The 23,789-nt window shown below is 47.9% G+C and carries 17 protein-coding genes; all 17 read right to left on the bottom strand.

Features of this window, described 5'->3' with window-relative positions; all coding sequences use genetic code 11:
• Positions 1-282 (bottom strand): alpha-L-fucosidase (locus tag RCO25_RS24615; protein WP_308998754.1); only part of this gene is annotated, 282 nt, incomplete at its 3' end.
• 30 nt (positions 283-312) lie between these two features.
• The gene (locus tag RCO25_RS24610) at positions 313-1,722 is read right to left on the bottom strand and encodes an alpha-L-fucosidase (RefSeq protein WP_308998746.1); all 1,410 of its coding nucleotides are present in this window, start codon (positions 1,720-1,722) and stop codon (positions 313-315) included.
• A 119-nt stretch (positions 1,723-1,841) separates the two neighbouring features.
• Complete coding sequence (locus RCO25_RS24605; protein ID WP_308998745.1) at positions 1,842-3,554, bottom strand: ABC transporter substrate-binding protein; 1,713 nt, start codon at positions 3,552-3,554, stop codon at positions 1,842-1,844.
• Positions 3,555-3,680: 126 nt separating this feature from the next.
• The gene (locus RCO25_RS24600) at positions 3,681-4,580 is read right to left on the bottom strand and encodes a carbohydrate ABC transporter permease (RefSeq protein WP_308998744.1); all 900 of its coding nucleotides are present in this window, start codon (positions 4,578-4,580) and stop codon (positions 3,681-3,683) included.
• Between the two features lie 13 nt (positions 4,581-4,593).
• Positions 4,594-5,523 (bottom strand): ABC transporter permease, encoded by a 930-nt coding sequence (locus RCO25_RS24595; protein WP_308998753.1) that lies wholly within the window; start codon positions 5,521-5,523, stop codon positions 4,594-4,596.
• A gap of 286 nt (positions 5,524-5,809) precedes the next feature.
• A complete protein-coding gene (locus RCO25_RS24590) occupies positions 5,810-8,032 on the bottom strand; it encodes a helix-turn-helix domain-containing protein (protein ID WP_308998743.1) in 2,223 nt (740 codons plus the stop codon).
• A gap of 178 nt (positions 8,033-8,210) precedes the next feature.
• Positions 8,211-8,423 carry a hypothetical protein gene (locus tag RCO25_RS24585; protein ID WP_308998742.1) on the bottom strand — a complete coding sequence of 71 codons (213 nt, stop codon included), beginning with the start codon at positions 8,421-8,423 and terminating at the stop codon, positions 8,211-8,213.
• 422 nt (positions 8,424-8,845) lie between these two features.
• Complete coding sequence (locus tag RCO25_RS24580) at positions 8,846-10,222, bottom strand: ABC transporter substrate-binding protein (protein ID WP_308998741.1); 1,377 nt, start codon at positions 10,220-10,222, stop codon at positions 8,846-8,848.
• Positions 10,223-10,347: 125 nt separating this feature from the next.
• Entirely contained in the window at positions 10,348-11,310 is a 963-nt protein-coding gene (locus tag RCO25_RS24575; protein ID WP_308998752.1) for a carbohydrate ABC transporter permease, read from the bottom strand.
• A gap of 30 nt (positions 11,311-11,340) precedes the next feature.
• The gene (locus tag RCO25_RS24570; RefSeq protein ID WP_374992159.1) at positions 11,341-12,201 is read right to left on the bottom strand and encodes a carbohydrate ABC transporter permease; all 861 of its coding nucleotides are present in this window, start codon (positions 12,199-12,201) and stop codon (positions 11,341-11,343) included.
• A gap of 10 nt (positions 12,202-12,211) precedes the next feature.
• Positions 12,212-14,533, bottom strand: a complete 2,322-nt coding sequence (locus tag RCO25_RS24565) for a DUF5696 domain-containing protein (RefSeq protein WP_308998740.1) — start codon at positions 14,531-14,533, stop codon at positions 12,212-12,214.
• Positions 14,530-16,632, bottom strand: a complete 2,103-nt coding sequence (locus RCO25_RS24560; RefSeq protein WP_308998739.1) for a YIP1 family protein — start codon at positions 16,630-16,632, stop codon at positions 14,530-14,532. Before RCO25_RS24560 ends, RCO25_RS24565 begins: the two co-directional genes overlap by 4 nt.
• Before the next feature lie 50 nt (positions 16,633-16,682).
• Positions 16,683-17,594: a carbohydrate ABC transporter permease gene (locus RCO25_RS24555; RefSeq protein ID WP_374992158.1), complete on the bottom strand. Its 912-nt coding sequence runs from the start codon at positions 17,592-17,594 to the stop codon at positions 16,683-16,685.
• Positions 17,594-18,580, bottom strand: coding sequence for a carbohydrate ABC transporter permease (locus RCO25_RS24550; RefSeq protein WP_374992157.1), 987 nt, complete (start codon positions 18,578-18,580; stop codon positions 17,594-17,596). The genes RCO25_RS24555 and RCO25_RS24550 overlap by 1 nt, the downstream gene beginning before the upstream one ends.
• The gene (locus RCO25_RS24545; RefSeq protein WP_308998738.1) at positions 18,570-21,572 is read right to left on the bottom strand and encodes an extracellular solute-binding protein; all 3,003 of its coding nucleotides are present in this window, start codon (positions 21,570-21,572) and stop codon (positions 18,570-18,572) included. The genes RCO25_RS24550 and RCO25_RS24545 overlap by 11 nt, the downstream gene beginning before the upstream one ends.
• Positions 21,573-21,647: 75 nt before the next feature.
• Positions 21,648-22,769, bottom strand: a complete 1,122-nt coding sequence (locus RCO25_RS24540) for an ABC transporter ATP-binding protein (protein ID WP_308998737.1) — start codon at positions 22,767-22,769, stop codon at positions 21,648-21,650.
• A 224-nt stretch (positions 22,770-22,993) separates the two neighbouring features.
• Entirely contained in the window at positions 22,994-23,785 is a 792-nt protein-coding gene (locus tag RCO25_RS24535) for a hypothetical protein (RefSeq protein ID WP_308998736.1), read from the bottom strand.
• Positions 23,786-23,789 lie beyond the last annotated feature (4 nt).

Below are 23,789 nucleotides of genomic sequence, written 5' to 3'. Positions count from 1 at the left end.
CGTTGCCTTATATTCTGTTAATTGACTATCGAATAAACAGAAACCATCGTGATGCTTGGTTGTAAGCACCGCATACTTGTGGCCGGCTGCTTTGGCAATCTGCGCCCATTCCTTCGGGTTATACAAGGTCGGATTGAATTGTTCAAAGTAGGTCTGATAGTCTTCATTCGATATCCGCTCAACGCTTCGTACCCATTCGCCCCGCGCAGGAATAGCATATAATCCCCAATGAATAAACATCCCAAACCGATCTTGCCGGAACCATTCGGTTCGGCTCCACATTGTCGTCACAGATACACCCCCTAAGCGAAATTATTTTCTCAGCATCCGGAACACATGCGCGATTGGCGCCGATTCCGTAATGGCAGCGAGTGGCAGTTGAACCGAGATTCCATCTGCTTCTCGTTCCCAGTTCAGTTTCCCTTCCATTCCAAGAAGCTCGATCGTTTCCAGCGGATCCGTATACGGAATAGGAATGGTCTCTAAAACTTTCGTATCTGCCGAAGGGTATAGATAGGCGCAATAGACCGTATCTCCTTTTTGCGTGAAGGCATGACTCCCTGTATAATACGGCGCGCAAATGCGTGTGCCATAAATGGCTTCTCCGTTCACTTTCAACCATGCACCCAGTTCTTTCATGCGCGCAATCGCGCCTTCCGGCAGCCTGCCGTCGGGTTGCGGAGCCACGTTTAACGCCAGATTCCCTCCTTTAGCGACTACTTCGAGCAGAATCTTCACAATTTGGCGTGTCGGCTTATATTTATCTTCATACCGGAAAGAGAAGGAAGTGCCCATCGTAATGCAGCTTTCCCAAGGTACGTTCATGGCCGTTGACGGAATCGTCTGCTCTGGCGTGACGTAGTTTTCATAAGCGCCCCCTACGGTACGGTCTGCCGAAAGCAGCCACGGCTGATGCTCCCTGGCCTTCTCCACGACCTCGCCCAGGCGGATGTCCTGCCCGCTGCGAATCGGCTTCACCCAGCCGGCATCCAGCCATAGGACATCAATGCGGCCATAACGCGTCAATAATTCGGTAATCTGCTCATGCGTAAACTGAACGAACTTGTTCCACAGCTCGGGATGCTGCTGCGGATCGTAGGTAGGCCCCCGTCTTGTATTTGTTAGGCTCCGCTCCATATCCGGCGCCCAATAATAGGGCGTATGCCAATCCGCTTTAGAAAAATACGCGGCGATCGCCATTCCTTTTGCCCGGAAAGCATCGAATACATGACGGCATATATCGGCATATTTATGGGTATGAAACGGGGTTTGCTCGCCGGTAACCCGGTAATCCGTTGTATTCGTATCCCACATGCAGAAGCCGTCGTGATGCTTCGTCGTAAAGATTAAATATTTAAACCCGCCTTCTTCGGCTAAGTCCGCCCACACGTCGGGCTGAAAGCGAACCGGATTAAACGTCTTGTTCAGGCCAAAATATTGACGCTTGAACGCTTCCCCGTCCGTTTCCCAATCAATGCCTTCGCGTGACCATTCCGCATCTTCATCGCTGAGTGCCCAAGACTCCACGACACAAAGCTGAGAATACGGCCCCCAGTGCATCATCAATGCCAGCTTCTGGTCTTTGAACCATTCCAGACGCTCCAGCGTGATTGGAGTATCGGGGCGTATCCATTCCTGCTCATTGCTGAAATTATGCACGCCTTCATGCAATTCTTGTTCTTCATTCTCTCCTTGCAAATGATCAAGGGTTTGATCGCTCATCGTTGCAAAGCCTCCTAAAATCGATTATGAATGAGGCCGCTCCGCAGACACTCTCTGTCTGTGGAGCGGCCTCTCTTTACGCGAAATGGAATTAACCATTATGATTACATTGTGTTTCCTTATTTGGCGGCTAATGCCTTCTGATAAATCTCGATATACTGGCCAAGCTGCAGACCATCGAAGCCCTTTACATAAGCGTCCCATTCCTTGCTGATGTCTTTGGAGCCCGTAATAAACTGCGCCATATTCGACTTCGTATAATCCACGATCGTCGTCTTCAGCTGAGCTGCGATTTCCGCATCTTCTTGGGCGATAAATACGCCGTTTGGATACGCTTCTTTGGAATGATAGGACTCATATTTCTTCGATTCCGTATTTAATCGTGTGCCATAACCGCCGTCTGCAAGCGGATCCTGAATCGCCATCCAAGAGGAACGGTATTCATACGTGCGAAGGGAAGGTCCGATCTGTTCCCATCCGTCGTTATGCGTTTGCTTCTTCTCCTGTTGAATGGTAGCGTATTTGGCCTGCTTGCCATCGATATCCAATTCGCCATCCGCCCCCTTGCGCCAGCCTTTATCTTCAGGACCATTCTCCTGCAATACAATAGCTTCCTCCGTGAACAAATAATCGGCCAATCGAATCGCGGCGATCTGCTGCTCTTCCGTCGCCTTGTTCGTAATCGCAAATTGCGATTTGCTGATGCCGGCGAAGTTAAGTGTCTGCTGGACGCCATTCGGCCCTTTAAGCGGAGGCAGCGTCACATAATCTTTGTGGCGAGGCTGCTCTTCCGTCATATTATAGCCATAGCTAATGAGCGCCGTCGTCGCGGCTCCCATGATGTTATCCGGTTCCCGATTCGCCAGCTGCTGGATCGCGTCGGCGTTTTGCGTGAATGCTGCCGGATCGATTAATCCTTCCTTATATAATTTGTTCAAATATTCAAGCCCTTGCTTCCATTCATCTTTGTTCGCCGCAAAGTCGACCTTGCCATCCTTCACGGATAAAAAGGTGCCGGCGTTCTTCTCGGTATAATCATCCACAATAAAGGAATTCATCAAGAAAGCAGAAACGTTCCCCGCCCACATTTCGTCGGATCCCGTAAGCGGAAGCTCATCATTCTTTCCGTTGCCATTCGGGTCTTCTTCCTTGAATGCCTTCATCACCTGATAGAACTCTTCCGTTGTCGTTGGCAGCTGGAGGCCGAGCTTGTCGAGCCAAGCCTTGTTGATCCATAGCTTTAAAGCATTGTCACAATGGTAGCATTCATTTATTTGCGGCAGCGCATAGATGTTTCCGTCCGGAGCCGTAATCGACGATCTCATATAAGGAATTTCTTCAAGCGCCTTTTTAATAGTAGGAGCATACTTTTCGATCAAATCATTCAGAGGGAGGAAAACGCCCTGCTTCCCGTACTTCATCTGTTCTTCCCTAGTCAGGTTGCCGTGCAAGATCACTTCCGGATAGTCGCCGCTGGCCAGCATCAGCTGCTTGCGGTCTTCAAGCGCATTATTTGGAACGAGATCCCAGGCAATCTTAATGTTGGTCTTCTCTTCCAGATGCTTCGTAAATGCATTGGTCTCCATGTTCTCGATCGTAGGAAGCTGAGGGGCAAACATCTTAAGCGTCAGCTGCTTATTCACAATCGGATACGAACCTACGGCCGTGAAAACATCCTCTTGTACTTGATTGTTCTCTTTCTGGCCGCTTTCCGTATTACCATTACCATTCCCAGGCGCCTTCGTATCCTTGCTGCACGCAGAAAGGAACACAACACAGCTAAGTACGATGCACAATAAGACTGCACTTGATTTTTTCCATCTTTTCCCCATCGAAACGACTCCTCCTTGTTATATCCTTGACACTCCCTATGGCATGCAATGGCGCTATTTCCGAATCTGAATGACCGCCCCGGCCCCAAAGGCGACCCATCCCTCCCTTCACAGAATCATTCCTATTTAGCCTTTCAACGAACCGATCATGACACCTTTAACAAAATATTTCTGAACAAACGGATAAATAATGAGTACTGGACCGCTGGCAATAACGATCAATGAATATTTCAACAGGTCCTTTAATCCTTGCTGGGCCAGCATCTGATTCGCATTGGCGATCATGGACGCATCCACCGAGTTTAGAATAAGCACGTTGCGCAGCACGATCTGTAACGGGAACAGGTCTGGGGAACGCAGGAATATAAGAGCATCGAAATAAGCGTTCCAATGACCCACAGCATACATAAGCATCATGACGGCCAAGATGGGTTTGGAAAGTGGCAACACGATGCTGAATATAAAGCGGATGTCGCTGCAGCCATCCAAATCGGCAGCCTCAGCCAGCTCATCGGGAATGGTCGACTGGAAGAAGGTTCTCGCTATGATGACTTGAAATACCGCCAGCGCTCCCGGCAAAATCATCGCCCATCGGGTATCCAGCAAATTCAGTTCCTTCACGACCAGATAATACGGAATCAGCCCTCCTTCGAACATCATTGTAATGACTAACAGCACCATGAAGAAATTCCGTCCGTAGAACGTCTTTCTTGCCAAGGGATAAGCAAGCATTACCGTCAGGACAACGTTAATTAACGTGCCGACAACCGTGTAGAACAGAGAATTCAGAAACCCGGTACCGATCTGCGGGTTGTTGAATACGGCCTTATATCCGTCCAACGTAAATTGGACCGGAAACAGCCATACTTTGCCCGAAACGACAGCTTGCGGCGAACTGAATGAAGAACTTAAGATATAGAGAAGCGGCAGCAGCACGACTAACAGGACCAAGGTCAGAAACGCATAGACCAAGACCATGAACAAGCGGTCTCCGCCCGACTCTCGAATGGATTCGGTTTTAGCCATTTTGTCTCCTTTCCTACCAAAGACTGTTATTGGATAGTTTTCTAGCGATAAAATTAACAACAACAAGTAATACCAGGTTAATGACCGAGTTAAAAACGCCGATAGCCGCCGAGAAGCTGAAGCTCGAACCAAGCAAGCCCACTTTATACACGTAAGTGGAAATGACCTCGGAAGTGGCCAGATTGAGCGGATTTTGCATCAGATATATTTTCTCGAAGCCGAGCTTCATCAGATTGCCCAGATTAAGAATGAGAAGAATGACAGATACCGGAATCAGACTCGGAATATCGACGTTGATTATTTTCTGGATTCTCGATGCTCCGTCCACTTTTGCCGCTTCGTACAGCTCAGGGTTGACGCCCGCCAATGCCGCAATATAGATAATGGCCCCGTATCCCGTGTGCTGCCAGACATCAGACCAGACATAGATGGATTTAAACAATGACGGGATACCCATAAAGTTTGTATTTTCCACGCCGAGCATCTGGAACAGCTTGCTTACCACGCCTACGTTCGGGGTCAAGTTAACAACAATAATGGATACCATAATAACCGTCGAAATAAAGTAAGGCGCATAAGAGACCAGCTGCACGCTTTTCTTGAACAGACCATTGCGCACTTCATTGAGAGCAAGCGCCAGAATGATTGGTGCAGGGAACCCGACAAGCAAGCCGTAAAGGCTAATGCCCAGCGTGTTTTTCATGTACAGCCAGAAGTTCGGGGATTCGAAAAACTGATTAAAGTATTTCAGTCCGACCCATGAGCTTCCTAAGATGCCTTTGATGACGTTGTAGTCTTTGAAGGCGATCATAATGCCGGCCATGGGTACATATTTGAAAATAATGAGATAAGCAATCGGCAGCAGGATGACGATATACAATTGCCAGTGGCGCGCCATCTTTCGTAAGGGCGCATAACTTCTCGTTGTCGGAACAAGGGGCATCGATACGGGATGCAATTCGTTATTAAGTTTGGACATGGACTAGCCTCCTTTTAAACAGTCTAGTTTGTTTGCGCTTTCATGTGATCATCATATAAGCTCCCGGCTCCCTGCCACAAGAAACAATAAAATTTTGCTTAACCTTTTTCGCATTCGCCGATGCACAAGAAACGGCAGCACCTGATAAAACCCGGTGCTGCCGCCGATTCGTCAACTGTTTTCATTCTCCATGATTAACATTTTTCTAGAACTTAACCCTTTTCTACACCATGATCCGCTAACTGTTAAGCTACCTTTGCGTCTCTGTACGGTATTCGCCCGGCGAAGACCCGACGACTTTCTTAAAAACTCTGGTAAACGATATCGCACTCGTGTAGCCGACCTCCACCGCGATATCCTGAATCGGCCGCCGTGTTTCGGCGAGAAGTCTTTTCGCTTCATTCAAGCGGATGTCTATTAAGAAATCGATGAACTTATGTCCCGTTGTTTCTTTGAACAGCTTGCTGACATATTTCGCATTAATATTGAATTTCTCGCTTAAATATTCAAGTGACATGTTCGGATTCACGTATTCCGCCTCTATGAAGCGGCGCATTTCCATAATGATACCCGCATGTTGACCATTATAACGCGAGTCTGCAAGCGTATTCCCAAGCTCTGTCATTTCACCGATTATAGCTTCACGCATCTCATCAAGAGAATGGCACTTATCCAGTTTATCCGTCAGATTCGTCAAGGCTCCCGTTTCCCACATGACCTGACACTCCTTGCCGAGCCCCGACAATTCGCGTCCTAAACTGTAGATTAAGTAATTCATAATATTCATGATCTCATCCTTGGTCAATAAGCCCTGCTTCATCTGGCTAAACAAATCATCCAATTGCCCATTCCAGCTTTGCTCCGATTTGCGGAAAGCATGTGCAGCAGATCGAATGATTCCGAGATAGGAGTATACCTCAACTTGGCCTTGACTCATCATATCTTCACGCGTAATGAGGCGATTTTCTCCCAGCACCATCTTGTAATCAAGTGTATCCAACGCTTGATTAAAGGATTTTGCGATTTCGAATAAATGTACGGCCGGATCCCCGATCCCTACGCTTATTGTAAATTTCATATTCTGCTCCGTCCAACCGCGGATGCTGTCGCATAACTGAACCAGCCGTTTGCCGTCAACCTCGTCTCCGTTCTCGAACAGAATGACGCTGAGGCGGGATGAGGCTGTCCATTCAGCCCAGCATTCGTATCCGAAGCGTGAAGACAGTTCATAAGTAATGCTGCGCAAGGCGAACTTTAACAAATTTTGATCGCTGCGCGAATAACGGCTGCAAAATTCCCCATACTTGTCCATTTCCAGAACGAAAAGGGAATGACTCTCCGCAGGCGCTGGAAGCTGCAGCCGTTCGGCTTCGCGCCGCCAATCTGCCAGTGTCAGTGCTGTTCCTTCTTCGATCAGCTGATGGAATAGGTTGCGGGTACGCAAATGCAGATCCTCTTTGTATTGCTGCTGATACTGTTTGGACTGCTCCGTCAAATTATCGAGGGCCGATTCGATAAACGCGAATTCATCTATTCGACCGGCATTCTTTCTTCCTCCGGCTAGCGGCAGCATATACCCGCTAAAGCGTGAGACAATCTGTTCAACCGGCCTCGCATTGCGCCTCGATATATAGATCATCCATGCGAGACCCGCGCCAATCATAATAAGTCCGATGACAAACCAAGCATTGTAAAGCAATGATACCGTTTGGATGAATGTGCCCTGTACAAACCCGCTAATATAGGACCAATTCGAATAGCTGGACTTATAATCCGCATATACGCGCATAGATTCAACGGGTTCTGCCTGTTTAAGCAATTCGTTGCCCGCCCCGTCTTTGACCCGGATAAAGCTGACTTTCGAATCGTATAGTTCATTCACTAACCGCTGCAAGGAACCCGCTGCCACATTCACTACGATCATGCCTTTTTTGTTCGTCATGAATGGGGCACCCCTTACCAGACTGACAACCTTTTTATCCTCCAAGACGGAAAATTGCCGGAACGTCCGCAAATCCGTCCACTTTTGAGAGATCGACATTCGGTTCTGCTCGATAAAGGATTTGTCTGGATACGTTCCGATATGCCCGTTTGTCGCATTACTTAACACAACCTGATCATCATAACGTACCAGATATATGGAATCGATAAGCGGATAATAGGAAATCATATCGTTCATTTTCATGACGGCGCTAATGTTGACATACGGATCGGCGCCCTCTTTGCTGTTGAAAAAATCGATTAGCGGCTTGCTGTTAATGCTTTCCTTCATCACCATATTATCGATGGCTCTCAAGGATGTGTCTATCAGCCGCATAGCTTGCAAAGACAGCATACTGTTGGCGTTGATAGCCTCTTTGCGGCCCTGTTCACTGATCAGTTGAAAAAAAACGAAAAAGGTAAAGGTGACTACGATAATAAATATCGGCATATAGGAAAGAAGAAGCCGATTAAACCATGATTTGCTCATCATTAGCCCTCACTCGTCTCCGGGATGACTGGCGCCATCCACTTTCTGTTTGGCATCCACCCTTTATCTGAAATTTTAATGTCATTTAACAAACAATACAATACTCCGATTAAAGGAAGCGCATTATTATTTCCCGGATCGATACCAATTCAGTATCGAGGCTTGGCAGATTCAAAAGGCATTATGTTCGGCCTTTCGGCCCAAAGACCGACAGCAGACGTACTTCCGGCAGCTTCGCTTCCCAATTAGCAGGCGCTGTAAGCCCAAGCGCACGAATGACGACAGCCGCCGTATCCGTGATGATAAAGTCTCCTTGCAGCGGTGAATCCGGTTTGATTTCCCAGACCGGCGCAGCCCCAGAAGATTGTCTTCTCAGTCGGGTGATCGCTGCCATGGCTGTGAGAATGCTCTCCTCGTCCGTCTCTTCGATTGCCTGATGCTGACCGGGTGTATTGTACCCATATTGGCACCCCGCTGCATCGGGTTAATCTAATCCGACAAACATTACATTCAAATCGGGATTTTCTCTTATGTATGCAGCTGCGGCCAGCGAAAGATCGCGGTCGTTCAAGGATACCTTATGAACGTCGATCGAAGATTCGATGATGCCGTGACAAAGGAAATCGCATATCCCTCCCCCGACGGATGAATTGCTACCTCATTTATCATACTCGCCGATCTTTACAAAGACAAAGTCAACATAAAACAACCAATAACAACTTAATTCACATTCAGTCGTTTAACGCTAATGCTGAGCGCACATAATTAAAAAGGCGCAAATTATGCGCCTTTTTAACCTTACCTAATCGACTATTCCTACTTGGCCGCTTCCTGAGCCATGGCATCCTTGATTTGCAATTGGGATTCTTCTTCCACTTTTCGTAAAAACTCCGATATGTTCATATCAGACTCCGTAAATACTTTCATATCAAGATTGACATAACGGTCCCAGAAGCTGTTTCGCGCTGGAGGCTCCGCGAGTTTGTTTTTCGTGAAAGCGCCGATGTTTTTCCCGGCAAACCTTGCAAGCTCAGCGCCAAAGTGGGCTTTTATCTCTTGATCCGCAAGAACGGTAGGGGTTCCCGTTTTGGCCATCTTAGTTTGGTACTCGGCCGATACGCTCTCGAGCAAAAATTGCAGCGCAGCTTCCTTCTTCTCGCTGAAGCTGTTGATGGCCCACGGATGAATCCCTATCGGAACCGTCGAGGTATTCGGCAAATCCGACCACGATGGAAGCGGTACAATATCCATTAGCTTCTGATATTCTAAGACTTCATCTTCTGTTTCGCCGCCGAACCACGTCAAAAATCCGTGCCAGTTGACGCTCATGGCAACTGTTTTATTCTCGAACGAACTTGGCGCCTCTGGATCATCAATGATACCTGGAATTTCGTAGTACTTTTTCATTAGTTCCATATATTTGGTGAATTTCGGATCTTTCGTGAGCAGCACTTCCCCCGAATCCGGGTCTGTATGCGTGACTGATAATTGCAGCAATGGAGCGGGAGCGCCAAAATCCAAACCGCGATACTTGACGCCCTCCCGCTCGGCCGTCATTTTTTTTGCGAGATCAATGACCTCGTCCCATGTCATATCTTCCCTAGGATACTCCACCCCGAATTTATCAAATATTTCTTTATTATAATGGAGTCCCAAATAGCCCATTTCCTGCGGCATACCGACCAGTCTGTTCTGCGAGTCCCGCGCGCGGATTTCAGCAACTGCGGCGGGGTCTAACGTGTCCATATCAAAGCCGTATACCTCCAGCATCTCCTCCAAAGGAAATACCATCTCCAAATCCTCGAGCGGCTTCTGTCCGGTAAAGGCGAGCAGCACATCCGGAACGACTTGCGCCGCGAACAGTTCCTGCATCTTCTCCGGCGTACCGTCCCAGTCAATATGTTCCAACGTAATGTGCGGCAATTTTTCTTGAATATAGTCGCCTATCCTCGACATGAAATAATCATTGCCCCATGGAGTCGCCACTTTAAGCGTCACAGGTTCGTTGGAAAATTTCGTTAATTTAATTTCAGAGACATCCGCCGAATCATCTTCCGGCGTGTTTGTTGACGAGTTTGATGAAGAAGTCGCATTCGGCGATACACCGTTATTAGACGAACACGCTGAAACGATCAATGACATAATCATGAACAACATCATGACAATTGTAAAGCTTCTCATTTGCTTCTTCATTGAAAGACTCCTCCTTGAAATTGGTTTACATTCCCTCTCTACTTCGATGCTCAAGTTTTCGCTGAACTCCCCCCTTCAAGATGCCAACCGAAGGAAATGATCTATGTGAAGCATAAGCGGTTGCCCTATTCCACCAATCCCGTTCGTTCCACGCTCTCTACGAAATACCGCTGCGCAAACAGATAGATGAGAAGCGGAGGTAGAATCGTCAGGAAGCTTGCCGCCATCTTAATCGGCTCTGCCACATACTCCGGATAACCACCTGTATCAATAAAAGCATCCAAGGAGGTTCCCATACGCGACATTTGCGTAGCGAGCGGAACATCGGCCGCATTCGCCAGAAACATTTTCGGCAGATAGGTATCGTTCCACGTCCAAACGAAGGAGAATAAAAAGACGACAAGAATGGCTGGTTTCGCCAAAGGAAGCATGACTTTCACATAAAACTTGATGGCGGTGGCGCCGTCTATTTTGGCCGCTTCCTCCAGTTCCTTCGGTTGAGTCATGAAAAACTGTCTGAAGATGAAGACAAACAGCGAGCCTTTTACGCCGAAGCCGAATACAGCCGGTATGATCAAGGTGAACAGGCTGCCGTCCAGGCCTATTTCCCTGAATAATAGGATCGTTGGCAAAACGATGACTTGCGGCGGGATAATAAACGCAAGCAGCAGCAGAAAGAAAGCCAGCTTCTTAAACGGAACTTGAAGCCGTGCCAACGCGTAGCCCGCCAAACCGCATGAGATACAATGAAGAACCGACGCAGACAAAGCAATCGTAATACTGATTATGAACGACTTCGAGTATTGCAAAATATTCCATGCCGTGGAGAGATGACCGAAATAGAGCGATGACGGAATCCAGGTGACCGTAGGATCGATAAGATCCTTGCTGTCCATGAGCATCCTCACGATCATCTTAAAAATCGGGTTCAAGTAAATATAAGAGGTGGATATAAGAATCAAATACAACAACCATTTAAAGATGAGACCTTTATCCACTTCCCTGCCCAGAATGAAATAACGTATGGACCGTAAGCCATGCCTGAAGAAGGGCTTGTTTTTCCTTGCTTTTTGCACATTGATTTTCATAACACTCACGCTTGCACCCCCCTTTTATAATCACATTCGCTGCTGTCTGTTCACCCTGCTGTAGATGAGGAGAACGATGGCGAGGAACACGAGAACAATGACAAAATAAATCCAGGCAAGCGCGCTGCTGTACCCGTAATTACCGGTGCCGATCAACGTAATGACCGGATTGGACGGGAACGTAAACATATCGACAACGGTATAAATGATATTAAGTAAAATGAATGGAGACATGGCCGGAAGCGTAATCTTCCAAAACACCTCCCACGGCGAGGCTCCGTCAATTCTGGCGGATTCGTAGGCGGAAGCGGGAATCGTCTGGCGTCCCGCCAAAAACACTACGATTTGCACGCCTGAATACCATAACACCAACACAAAGTGTTCAAGAACGGCAAGTACCGGTTTGCCCCATGGGCTTCCCCCGATATAGGCATCCATAAAGCCGCCAATCATTTCGCTCTTCATGAAGCCGAGTCCGCTTTCTTCCTGGTCCATAAATTGCTGCAGAACAGCGCCTGTCGAGAAAATGACGGGAAGAAAGAAGATGGCGCGGAACATAAACCGTCCCTTAAGCTTTTGATTTAGAAAAATGGCGATTAGCAAAGAAAAAATAACGATAACCGGAACCATGATAACGACTTCCTGTAAAAAAGGGATGAGTTGATCGTAAAACTCGGCGCTCCCCATCAAGATCGTTTTATAAAATTGAACGCCTACTAATTCGTATCTCATCCCGGTCGGAAGCACCTTCACATTGTTGAAGCTCATATACAGAGAGAATATAAGCGGAAACGCCATGAAGATCATGAAACCGAGCAGCCATGGAGCCATAAACAGCATGCCTTCCAATCGACTGTAAACCTTCGTTGTCATAACCCGTTTTTTAGCCACTCTATCCCCCCTACTTGACGACGGCAAAGTCTTTCGGCTTTACAATCCATCCGTTTCCTGCATACGGTTCTGCATTATAATTGACTACAATTCGTTTGCCTCCCGCATAGGAAGTTTCGAAGACACCGTCCGCTAACGAGCGATGACCCGTAATAAATTGATCTTGGACATCCCCCAGCGCTTTATTATACCGTTCGTATTGAATGGCCATCTCCTGCAGCCAATCTTTGTAATAAGTGCTGTAAAACTGTCCGAGCGATCTCGTTTTTAGCAATTGCTGCGATTTCGCATACGTAGCGATGAATGACGGCACAGCTCCATATTCGATCCCTTTCAAGAAGGTTGTCTCATAATCGTCGCTGTCGTTTGCGAAATCGGCAGAATACGTGACGAGCCCGTGCAAAGCGATTTGAGAGAACGGAACCCCGCGATCGACGAACAGATCGTTGGAAATTTCGTCGTCCAGCCCTTGTACGTGGTTAACATATTTCAGGGTGTATACATTACCGTCCTCGACTTGAACATGGCCGAGCGTATTTTTCGTCGTTTCGAATATGCGCTGCTGAATGTTCTTTGTCTCTTCTCTTGTTGCGGCATAATTCTCATTGAAGTCCGTATTCAGAAGGGCGCCTATTCCTTGGCCGAACACATACCCGTCAACATGCATGGCTTGCGCATTGCTCAATTCGTCCTCGATGACCTTCTCCGCGAACCTGGGACTGACGAATGTTTTCTTCTTATCACTACCGCGCGTATAATAATCCATTACCGAGGCTCCGATATCGCGCAGCCCGTCCCTGTTCCTTCGAAATCCGTCTTTTCCGGTATTGTTGAAGGAATAGGATGACGCATCAAAGTAAACTTCGTAGCCCTTCGCATGAGCAAAATCGACGAATTGCTTCATACCGCCATTTCCGCCCAGCTTGCTTGACAGAGGAAAGCTGCCGCCGTATTGACTAAACCCTTTTCTTTGCCAGCCTGAGTAGGTGATGGACATCTTATCGACGCCGATTGTATTCAATTCCTGAACGATTTCTTGCGCTTGGCGGGTCGTCGTAAGCGGCAGATAGGAGTCCCATAGAAATCCACGTTCCGAATCAGCGCCAAGCAAATGCAGCTGCAGCCCAAGCTTGTTATCGTTCACCTGAAGCGGCCGCATTCCGATCTCTTCGATCAAATATTGTCTATACCGAGCAGCCATTTGGACATAATCGTCATTCTTCTGATCGATCAAATAATAGCGAACGGAACGGTCCGACGCCGTTATATCTTTGGTGTAGGAAACATATCCTGCCGTTTTTTTCGTATTCGTATATTGGTAATACATAAACCTGAAGTTTTGCTCTGCTGTAACCCAGTTATATTGGCTGAAGGTTTTGGAAGGAGCCGCTACCACGTTCGCATATTCCGAGCCGTCATGAATGACCCCGATCATGGCCTGATTACCGGATTTAATGCCAAAGACGGGCATTCTGACCGGCTTTCGGATGGAGAAGACCGTGTTGGCGCTGTACGCCCAATCTGCGCCATAGACTCGTTCACTATAGTAATTGTTCGTGCCGCCGCGGTCCTTCTTGAACTCGACAATTGCACCGGAGCCATCAGGCAGGAACAAATATCCGTTCTCCTCTTCAGAGGTTTGCGCTCCCAGAAATGGAAACAGCCGCACGGAGACAAGCCTGGCTTCATTGTCCTTTTTGGTTTTTAACTCTTCCTCTGTGAATACTCTTTCGTCTTTCAATCCGTCCTGCAAAATTTTGGTCTCTACATAGTCGTCGCCTAGACGCACTTCGGCCGGAATCACAAAGCCAAGACCTGGAATCTCGTACTGTATCTTAAAGCCTTGACCGGTCGTTTCGAATTTGGAGACGATACCTTTCCCATCCTTGAAATTTTCTTCCTTTGCCAAATCCTTCCTGACGTTAAATTCCACGTAACTGTACAGGAGCGGAGATTCCAGATTGGCTTTCCATTTCCCCTGGTTTTCCTTCTCGTTGTAGCCTTTCTCATCCGGGAACGATTTCCATACATGCCCCGTTCGCTTATCGGTAACTGTAAAATGGCCGGTAACCGAATTCGCCTTTAGCGTCAAATATTTGCTTACCGCAATTTGTTTATATTCTCCCTTATCGAGATTAGGAGCTGTCGGTTTGACGACCGCGGAGGCTCCTGTAGTCTCCTTAGCTTCCGCTGCTTGAACCGGAATCTCCTCTTCATCCTGTTGTTTATTCGCAAGAGGCACGGCAATAGCGAAGATTGCCAAAGCGGCAATTGAAACGATGCAAGCCGCTACCGTCATGAGCCCCCGTTTTGAGAGGAAAAATCGTTTCACTTCGACACCTCCTGATAAATCGTGTAGATGAAGCCGACAAGCTCCGAAGCGAGTCCGAATACGATAAAGATCAGCACCCATAAAATGATCATCGCAAGCAGCGTCAGCAGGATATTGACGGTCGTTTCGCCGACGCTATAATTTTGCAAGGATTGAATTTTCCAGAAGAAGAGCATTCCGCACCAAATTAAAATGCCCCACTCGATAGCCTGATAGATCGAGCCTTCACTCAGCGTAAGCACGTTGGAGACGAGCGCCAATGGAAGCCCAAGCAATACAAATGGGAATAGCGCATAGGAGCTCCCTACAAACACGTCTTTAAAGCGAGCCTCGCCTTGTTGGATCGTACCGATCAAGTAGTTGCAAACGACCCAAGACGTCCAGGAAACCAAAAACCCCGTCATGATGAAACTTCCGTTAATATCAGCAGGCGGTTTCGGATTGAATGAAAACCCGGTATAGTACGTTTTGACAAGGAGAACCAGCACAGTGGAGCCAAGCAGCACAAATGCGCTTAAATAGCCGCCGCTGTTCAAAAACCGGAGATCGCTGAATCCTTCGAGCGGATGCTTCAAGATGTAGAACGCATGCTTAAGCTGTCTGGTCAACGTTTGCCGCAGCCATTTAAAGCGAAGGCCGGAAGGCAGGGCGAACTTGTATTTTCGATTCAATCTCACCGCGATGAAAAATACGACGAGTGAAATGACCAGGCTGTTGGCGATCAGGGAGAAATGCTTTTGAAACCATATCAATCGAAGCTGCCAATAACTATCCGAATAACCTTGACCATGCCCGGCAAGCTTATATAAGTCTTTCGCTTGCTCATAATCGCCTTCGTTAAAAGCCGCTTGCGCCATTCCATAATAGGCTGGCGAGAAGAGCGCATTAAGTTTGGTCACCTTTTCCCAGTTTTGCTCGCTCTCCTTGTATTTGCCGCCTTGCGAAAGCATAAACGCTTCATGGATTGCGGCTCCGAGCGGCGTCGGTTTTAATTTCTGCACCAGATTTAAAGCATCGTCCAAAAAAAACAGCTCATTACGCGAGTTCGTTGCTACGGCAACGGGGCTTTGATTCAGTCCCATAATGGCCGTGGAGGAAGGCGGGCTTTTCCAAAAAAACTGCAGTTTTCCGCTGGCATCGTATTGAGACACCACGTTTAAATTTTTGTCGATTACCGTCATGTTCCCGTTAGCATCGACCGAAAGATCGGATAGCTGCACCTCTTTGTCTCTTTCTTCCGGCGTGTATGCGATCTTCTCGCCGAAACTCAATTCCTTCCATACATTTTCACTCCGGATATTCAGCTTTTTCACTTGTTCCTTCGATGAACCGGATACCGTATAAATGAAGCCCTGCCGGTCAATATCAATATTTCGGATAATAGGCGGCAGCAGTCTCACCTGTTTGCTAAGCTGCTCCTTGGTATATAGCAACTTTCGAACCATATCCATCATTTTAACTTCCGTTGCATTCGCTCCGAAAAATCCGAAAAATTGGCCGCTCGGCTCGAATTGGATAACGCCCTGATAGCTTCCTTTGGAGACGACATAAACAAAACCTCTGCTGTCGACAACCAAATTCGTGGGTTCGTAAATGAAGGACTCATTAACCAAACTTGACTGCGGACGCGTAAACTCTAGTTGAAGCTGCAGCTTCTTATTAAGCTTGACGACACGCTTATTGCCCGTATCGGCGATATAGATATCCCCATTATCCGCTGCAAAAACACCTTGCGGGCTCTTCAAAGGACTTTCCGGCACTTTAATCTCCTGCATGAATATCCCATCTGCGGAAAAATGAACAACTCGGTCGTTATCCGTATCTGCGATGTAAATGTGATCGTTCCTGTCAATAAAGATGTCCTGCGGTCTTTTGAGCGGCGAATAAACCATCTCGCCATTGCCGTTATCGACATAGATATCCTTCGCGACAACCCCGGCCGGGATATAAGCCGGCCGCGTAGGAATACCCCGGCCGTTACTATCCTCGAAGAACGTTCTATAAGGCGCATCCGCGTTTGCCTTCGCCGGTATGAATGCAATTGAAATCAAGCAAACGAGCCCCAAGCCTATCATCCATTTGCTTAGATTTAGTTTCATCGTTTAACCTCCGTTATCCCGCCAAGCCCAGCGATCGATTGCTTCCTTCATTACTTGATTCCCGAATGCGCCATTGTGGAGATGACTTTCCGCTGGGACAGCAAAAATATGATCAATGAAGGCAAAAACATAATTAATGCGCCTGCCGCTGCCGCTCCTTGTCTGGCAACCGAGTTTGCCAAATTTGAGGTTAGCGTACCCATATAGAAGGGCAGCGTCTTCATGGCATCTTCCTGCATAAATAATGTTGACGTCTCCGCATTCCCCCACGCGTTCTGAAACGCTAAAATCGTGATCGTCGCGATCGCAGGCATTACCATCGGGATGACAATCCGCATGAAAATGCCGAATTCGGTCGTGCCGTCAATTTTGGCTGCCTCGATCATTTCATTCGGGACTTGATCGATAAACTGTTTAATTAGAAAGACACCGACCGGCATCGCGATCATCGGTAATACATGCCCGAAATAACTGTTCATAATACCCAGGCTTTGCACGATAACGTACCGGGGAATCGCGATCGTCTCCGGGGCAAACAAGAGCGAGGCTATGATCGAGCCGAATATGAGCTTCGAGCCGGGAAATCGATGTTTCGATAAGGCATACGCGCACACGGCGCCTGTCGCGACCATTCCGACCGTAGCGAGGAATGTGACGATAATACTGTTGAGCATATACCGCGATGCGGGTACTGACGTGCTTTGCGTAAGCGAAAGCAGCTCGATAAAGTTCTGGAACGTCGGATTCCGCACGATAAATGTAGGCGGAAACTGAAATAATTCATGCAACGGCTTAAAGGCGTGATTAAAGATATACACGATCGGCAGAAGCATGAAGACAGAGAGGAGCGTCAGAAACAAAACGATGAACTGCTGCGTACGGTCGAATCTTTTGACGGAATGCATCCATTCTTTCCGCTTCCAGTAAAGGCGCTGCAGCATTTTATTGTTGATTTCGCGCATTATTCCCCCTCCTTAGGAGCGAACAAATAGCCGAACAGACGGCTTAATACATAACATACCACCAGCAGCACGACCGAAATGGCGCTGGCGTAGCCAAGCTCATAACGGATAAAACCGTAATCATCGATATGGTTGATCATAAGCTGTCCGGCATAGTCAGGGGTCGGATTAACGCCTGACAGCTGGGTTCCAATGGCACCCGATTTCAGCGTATAAACGATCGACATAATGGCGGCAAACATCATCTGCGGCTTCATTAGCGGCACGGTGATGTACCAAATTTCCTGCAATCTGCTCGATATGCCGTCAATTCGTCCAGCTTCGTACATTTGTTTGTCGACGTTCAATATGCCTGCCAGGATGGCCAGAAACCCGATCCCCATACTTGCCCAAATCGAGACGATAATCATAACATTCATCAAAAACCCGCTGTCTTGCACGAAGAGGACCGGTTTCTCAATAATTCCCCACTTCAACAGAAAACTGTTCAAATAGCCGGTCCGATCTCCCGTAAACATGACTTGCCATACGACGGTCATCGCGATTCCTGCCGTTAAAGACGGCGCATAAATGGCGAGCGCATATCCGGTCCGCATCGTACCTGGAAGCTGCGCGATCAACCAGGCTAGGAAGAAGGCACAAATATAGCCTAGTGGTCCGACAAATAAGGCAAACTTAAAAGAATTGGGCACTACATGCTGTAGAAATATGACATCTTGGGAAAACAAGTTTTGATAATTCATCCACCCAACCCATGTAGGGAACTGAATGGCATTGAAGTAAGTGAAGCCTAACAGCACGCCGGCAACAATCGGTATAAGAATGAATAATACAAACATCACATAAAACGGAGCGATAAACAGGTAGGACAGACGGCTTTTCCAAATCTCAGCCGCTAAGCCCATCATTTTTCGCGTAATTTTGCTTCCTTTTCCGACAGAAGTATCGGTGTTTCGCCGGGAACGGATTTGCATATTATTCGACATCGATATCCGCTCCTTTCCATGGCTCCAGTATCTGCGGCAGATCAAGCGTTCTGACTACATTTCCGGTTGCATCCCTGAAATGAAACTCCTGCTGTTTTCGGATAAGCTCGCGGGTAATCGCTTTAATTCCTTTCTCCAGCGCGATTCGCGGCGTCTCCAATGCTTGACTGTCCGGTACGACCGCGCGATTCCACGCATTGGCCAGCTCACGGGCCGACATATAGCCGCCCGGTACATTCGGGACGTCCTTCATCCATTTCCACTGCTCGAGGATGACCTTCAAATCTTCCTTCTTCCATGGCATATTGATAAAGGCCTGTATGTTCGCCGTATTCCAGCGGAACGCTTCACCGCGGAACTGCTCCATATTCAATCCATATTCGGTTTGCGTTTCATCTGAAAGATACCACTGAAGAAATTTCCAAGCGATGTCTCGTTTTTGCTCCAGCGTATCATTAAACAGCATGGCGCTGGTCGGATTGCTTCCCGCGGCCCATCTGACTATTGATCCGTCCGGCTGCCGCGTTCCGGGAATCGGTGCGATCGCCCATTCGTTCAAAATATCCGGCGCAGCTACCATCAGCTGCATGTACATATTGAAATCTGCGATGCCGATCGGCATCGTTCCAACTCTAAACTGGTTGTAGAAACTTTGCACCTGCCGCTCGAGTCCGTGGATATTAAATAAATCCGTCCATTTCTTAAACGCCTCGAAAGCTTCCGGTTTGTTCAGCGCAGTCGACATCCCGTCCGGCGTATAAATTTCGGCGCCATTCTGGAAAAACATCGCCGAGAAGTCTTCTGGAGGAACATGGAAATTGTACTGCTTTTGCAGCAGCGTTGGAATCATCTTGTACACGTCATCCCATGTATCCGGTACTTGCAGATTAAGCTCCTTTAGAATATCTTTTCGATAAAACATCACTTTGAAGCTGGTCGTTTCGGGAATACCATAATACCCCCCATTGTAAAAGAACGGCAGCATCGCGCCTGGATGATACTTGGCGATCAACTCATCGCCGCCGGGCAATGTTTGAAGATTCAACGCAGCTCCTCTTAGCGCCATCTCAAACGGCATGACTCCCGGAATTCCAAGCGCGACATCCGGCAAGATTCCCGAGGCTTTCGCAAGAATCAACAAGTCGGGCGACTGAACCAGGTTCACCTTTACCTTCACGCCATATTCCGGGGTGAACGTCTCATCGGCTATCGCCTGCAGTTCATCGACATAGTCTCTTCCCATCATCATCCAGACGTTCAATACGTCGCCGTTTTGCTCGACAAGCTGGTTTTGGTCCTCGAACGAGTACATCAGCGTAGCGAACATCCCTTTGGCTTTCTCGAAAAAATTGGCTTCCATTCTTGGGAAGGAAGACTCTACTGGCGTAACATAAAGCTTATCGATCTGCAGTGGAGCATCCATAAAGTTCCGGTATTGCTCCTGCAGCTGTTCAAGCACGGCTCCCAGTGTCAAATGGCTGGTAGGAATTTTCTCCGGTTTATGAAGCAGCTCCTCAATATCCTTTGCGCTGGAGCGATACGTCTGTGCAACGATGTCGACTTCTTTATTGATTTCCCGCAGCTTCTCAACCTGTTCGTTAAGCTGATCTTTTATTTGCCTCAAGCTGTCCGTGACACCGGGAATATCCTTCTCGACATCCCATACGCGAAACTGATCGTCTTGACGGTTTCCCGTAGCGGATTTAATTTGATCCAACACTGCTTTCAGCGAGGCAACCATTTGTTCGACTTTCGTGATGACCGGCATGTAAGGCTCATAACCGGCTTCCATCGTGATGGAATGCTTCCCTTTCTTCAAATAGAACTTGAGCGGCTGCCCGTCGCTGTTATCGATCGAATACGCTCGCCAACCGGAGGCATACGGAATTTGATACGATTGCAGTTCTTTGAACGGTATTTCCCCATCGATATAAATCGTTCTGGAAACAGACAAGTTTTTCCGAAGATTTTGATTCGCGCGCATGCCGATCTTATACAGCCCGTCCTCAGGCACTTCAAATTCCCAGCTGACCGCATGGCCGCCTTTATACCAGCCCCAGGCTCCCAAGGTGTTGTATGATTTTTTTTTGAAAGACCTCGGGGTCGTAAACGCATCCCGGTCATACTGCGCTTGGATTGAGGTCGAATTTTTTTTAATGAATTGTTCCGCTTCAATAATGATGCTTTCTTTGCTCATTGACGCCACGGCAGGGTAGCTCTTCTTCACTTCCTCGTAGTCTGGAACGGCGGCGGGAGGTTTAATCGTAAACGATTTGATCGCCATAGGCTGCTGCGAAACATGAATGCGTATTGTGTTCCGGCCCTTCTGCAAATGCCAGAGCAGCGGAAGCGCGTATGCCCCGTCAGAATCGCGGAACGGCTTCGACTTCCATCCCTCGATTTCATCAATTGAGGATTGAAGCTGATTGCCGTCGGCATCGAACCTAGGAGGCTCGTTTTGGAATTCCCGTTCGAACGACATCGAGCGCGCTTCCCGGAACGGATAAACGCCATTTACCTGCGCTGACAGAATCGATGAACGACGTTTTTTTCGGTTATTATCCATAAGTGGGAAATAATCAGTGACGATCCCGTACAACCCGCCCTGTTCGACTTCAATTTCATACTCCACCCAGCCTTTCGCTGATGACCAGAGGAGAACATCGGACTGACCTTGGTACGTACCGGCTGTTACCTCTGCATCATCGGACTTTCTCGAATAGTCTGAAGCCTGGATAACGATCTGATTTTTGCCGAAAGGAATCTTATTGATTTCCTGCTTCTTGCGCACATCATAATAATAAGGCTCCTTCTGGGAAGGCGGTTCGCTCTCTTTCAAATCGGCTGATATGCCTGCAGTTGACTCTGATTCGGCATGAGCGGTTCGATCACTGCCCGTCCGATCCGACAGATTCGAGGTACCGATCAACGTAATCGAAAGAAAAAGGATGATCAATCGGAAACCAAGATGTCTTCTCTTTGCCCCTGCCATCAACTTGTCCTCCTAAAAGTTTTTGTGTTCTTCGTCCGGCGATCGTAAAGCAAAGACCCGCTTCGGAAGAATCAGTTAATCGATTAGCAGCTTCTCGGTATCCTTATGGAAAAATAATGCTTTATTCATATCGATGGCAAATGAGGCCCGCGCTCCCTCATCGAAGTGATAGCGCGGATGCGCACGCGCCACGACCATCTTGGGAAATCCGATATCCATGTGATAATAACGATCGGAACCGATAAATTCGTTTAATTGCAGCACGCCGCTAATGACCGAATGCTCGTTAGTCTGGAGCGCGATTTCCTCGAAGCCAATATGCTCTGGACGAATACCCATAATGACCGTTCTCCCTACCACCTGATGGCCGTTTCTTAACTGATAGGCATGCTTCTCCTGGATTCGAAGAGCGAACCGGTTAGTATGGAATTCCAGCACCCCGTTGCTTTCCTGCAGCTTGCCGGTAATGAAGTTCATCGGAGGATTGCCGATAAAATTCGCGACGAACAGGTTGGCTGGTTTGTTATATACGTTTTCCGGCTTATCCACCTGCTGAATGACGCCTTTCTCCATCACGACAATCCGGTTCCCCATGGTCATCGCTTCCACCTGGTCATGTGTCACGTATACAATCGTAACACCGATTTTTTTGTGCAGATTGATCAGTTCCGTTCTCATTTGAACGCGGAGCTTCGCATCCAGGTTCGACAGCGGTTCATCCATCAGGAACGCCTGGGGCGTCCGGACTATCGCTCTTCCGAGTGCAACGCGCTGGCGTTGACCGCCGGACAATTCCCTCGGTTTGCGCTCAAGAAAGTTTTCGATTTCCAGCACGCGCGCCGCACGTTTCACCGAGAGCTCGATCTCATGCTTCGGCACCTTGCGCAGCCGTAAACCGAATGCGATATTTTCAAACACGGTCATGTTCGGATACAGGGCATAGTTTTGAAATACCATCGAAATATCCCGGTCTTTGGGCGGAACATCGTTCACGATCGAGTCGCCGATGTAGATTTCCCCTTCAGATATATCTTCAAGCCCCGCCAACATACGAAGTGTCGTCGATTTCCCGCAGCCGGAAGAGCCTACGAATACCAGAAATTCTTGGTCCTCCACTTCCAGGTTAAAATCGTTGACGGCCAGCTCCTTGAATTTCCCGTATCGTTTGTATACATGGTTAAACAGTATCTTCGCCAAGTGGTAACACCTCCTGCTAATTTGAATACATGATGACAAGGCTGTCTGCAACCCTTTTGTGTAAACGCTTTCAATAAATATATATTAACAACTTTCGTGTCAATGTAGTGTCAAGATTTTTACCCGATACGATAGTGATTCACGTCGAAAAAGTTCACCTATCCTTCAGCCAAATCAGCTGGAGCGAGGGTGAACTTCTTCGTAAGACGATATTCAGCAGATAACTAAACGAACGTACCCGGGGGATCCTGTTCCCTGGCTTGACGGAAGGAAATCATAAAGGCGAGCTGAATGGCGGACATCAGGTAGGCATAAACGACAATACCCGCTGCGATCGCGAGCGGCATCCAGAGCCAATGAATGATCAAGCTAAGACCGCCTGATACAATAAACATGGCCGGCAGCAAGGTTATCGTCTGTAGACCGGACTGCTTCAAATAACGCCGGCTTTGACGCAGTGCGGCGTCAATGCTCATGCGGTCGATGACCATCGTAAATTCCAAATAAATGAATTGCACTCTCATGACGATAAAAAATAGGAGTGAAACAAGCGTCCCGGCAATCCCGAATAACATGACCAACAAGGACGTAACAGCAATTTTTGCCAGCATGATCATCACATAGAGCCCAATAAACCGTATCCAATGCTTTCGCCCATCACGAATAAATGATTTGAAATTTACGCTTTTTGAATCCGTCATGTTCCATAGTGCTGATATAAATCCCCCTTGCGCGAACGCGGACAGCAGCATGATCAACGCGACCACAATCCATGCAAACGAAGGTTTTCCGGGGATATTCAGAAACTCGGTCTGATTCGCAAACAGCGGCGTATTGAGCAAGTGGGTTACGGACGGCATCCCCATTTCCAGAATGACGCGACATGAAAGCCGGGATTCGCCTGAGAAACCGATCATATACCACCCTGCCATGAACGAAACCGCATCAAGTATAATCGGATAAATGACAAGCCGTAACTGCCGGTGAAGGCGGGGAAAAGCCTTAAATACGAACATGGGT

This window comes from Paenibacillus sp. LHD-38, assembly GCF_031157315.1.
GTDB lineage: Bacteria > Bacillota > Bacilli > Paenibacillales > Paenibacillaceae > Pristimantibacillus.
Note: the sequence above shows the minus strand (reverse complement) of the source record. Positions and strands in the feature narration are given on the sequence as shown.